The organism is Limnofasciculus baicalensis BBK-W-15, assembly GCF_024178385.1.
GTDB classification, from domain to species: domain Bacteria; phylum Cyanobacteriota; class Cyanobacteriia; order Cyanobacteriales; family Coleofasciculaceae; genus Limnofasciculus; species Limnofasciculus baicalensis.
In genome coordinates this window covers 1-1,953 of the sequence record NZ_JAMZMM010000632.1, presented here as the reverse complement: position 1 = coordinate 1,953, position 1,953 = coordinate 1, and the positions used below count along the sequence as shown (strand labels likewise).

1 protein-coding gene and 1 pseudogene are annotated in these 1,953 nt (G+C 40.7%); both read right to left on the bottom strand.

Translation table 11 applies throughout. The features are described 5' to 3' along the window. Positions 1–380: 380 nt before the first annotated feature. Positions 381–1,745: an MBOAT family O-acyltransferase gene (locus tag NJ959_RS28975; protein WP_254015222.1), complete on the bottom strand. Its 1,365-nt coding sequence runs from the start codon at positions 1,743–1,745 to the stop codon at positions 381–383. Next, a pseudogene (locus tag NJ959_RS28970) lies at positions 1,726–1,953 on the bottom strand (hypothetical protein); the annotation flags it as partial. The gene NJ959_RS28975 and the pseudogene NJ959_RS28970, both read right to left, overlap by 20 nt.

Here is a 1,953-nt window from a genome sequence, read left to right as displayed (position 1 = left end):
TTTGGATTATTCTACCACGATCGCTGAAACGACGCAATCTCGTAAATTATTAAGAATTAATCTCAATAAAATTAACGGAGTTAATGCACTTTCAGCCTTCGCTCATTTGTTGCGTTATGTAAATTACTTTTTTTTGAGGGAGAGGGGTTGATAGCAGTTGCGGCACAAAATTATCTATCTCTCCCTTAGTGTCTTAGTGGTTTATTAAAAAAATTATCCCCAAGAGCGCCAAGGTTATTCCTACTTATTTTCTCGCCGATCTATTTTACCACTGTGGCTAAAGCCGAGCAATCGTTTGACGGAACTTAAAAGTTCCTACCGCTTATCCCCATGCCTAAAGTCATTTGCTCTGCGGCTCGTTTTTCGGTCAGCCAACAAAGCTAAAAATTAAAATAAATATAAGGTAAACCCCCTTCAGGAGCAAAAACCCAGACACCGTATAGGCAGAATGGCACCAACAACAACTTTAAAGGCCAATTAAGTTGTAACTTCAAAACCCGTTGCAGGATATAGGCGATACCCATAAATACCCATAAAGCAACGAGGAGCAGCACTAGTTCAAAACGTGCCAACCCAAACACCTTGAGATAAATAGTATCTGCAAATTGTACATCGGCTGCTTTCCCCCAAAGATTCTTGATCGCGAAAGTTGCTTCTTTGATACTGGGTAACCGGAAAAATACCCAAGAGATGAAAACTATAAACTGAGTCAAAAACCAGGCAACTAAAACCCCCAATCCACTTGCCCACCAACGCTTCAACCAATTTATCCGCTCCGATGCAGCTTCTGTTAAGCGGTGAATCGCTAAAGCAATACCATGGAATCCACCCCAAATTGCAAAACCCCAAGCTGCGCCATGCCACATCCCAATAATTAACATCACAATCAGGAGGTTGAAGCAAGTTCGAGCCAACCCATTTCGCGAGCCTCCCAAAGGAAAGTAGAGGTAGTTGCGAATCCAATCGCCCAAGGTAATATGCCAACGCCGCCAAAAATCAGCAATGCTGGTACTGAAATAAGGGAAATCAAAATTTTCCGGTAGATTAAATCCTAATAGAATAGCACTACCACGGGCAATATCAACATAGCCGCTGAAATCAAGATAAAGTTGTAATCCGTAGGCAATAATCGCTAACCATAAATCCCCACTACCCGCCCGTGCTAAATTACCAAAACACAGATCTACCAAAATACCAATTCTGTCTGCTATTAGTGCCTTTTTGATTGCGCCGCAAGCAATTAACCAAAGTCCTTCAGTACATCTGTCAAAACTGGGAAAGTGTGAAAGTTTCAATTCACTGGCAAACTCATGGTAGCGAACAATCGGACCGGAAATCAATTTAGGGAAAAATAACTTGTAGGCAGCAAAATGTAGTAACTGCTTACTGGCTGGAGCGCCACGATGTACGTCAATCAGATAGGCAATACACTCGAAAACAAAGAATGAAAGTCCTAAAGGGGCAATTAAGCGATCGCTAATCCAGTTTGCTGTAATCTGGATACCCGGTAAGTTAAGGATTCCAGCTATATTGCTCAAGACAAAGGGAATGTACTTAAAGCTAAATAAACAGAAGACATTTAACCCAATCCCCAACCACAATAACTTCACTCGTCGCTGATTCCACTCTTCTTGAGCCAACAACCAATCTTCATTGGACAGATTTGGGTTGGTAATATGTGCCCCTGGTGCTGTATTTATGCCAATAGCTCGCCCCAGACGAAAATTAATTATGGTAATGAGCAATAGCAGCGGTATATATATAATTTGATTGATACCATAAAATATTAAACTGGCAATCAGCAGCACTGACAATCGCCAATATGATAACCGCCTCCGCCAGTATATTACTAAAGCGATTATCAGAAAAATTCCGTAAATTATTGATATAAATGTCATCTTGTTGTTTGTTGTTTGTTGTTTGTTGTTTGTTGTTTGTTGTTTGTTGTTTGTT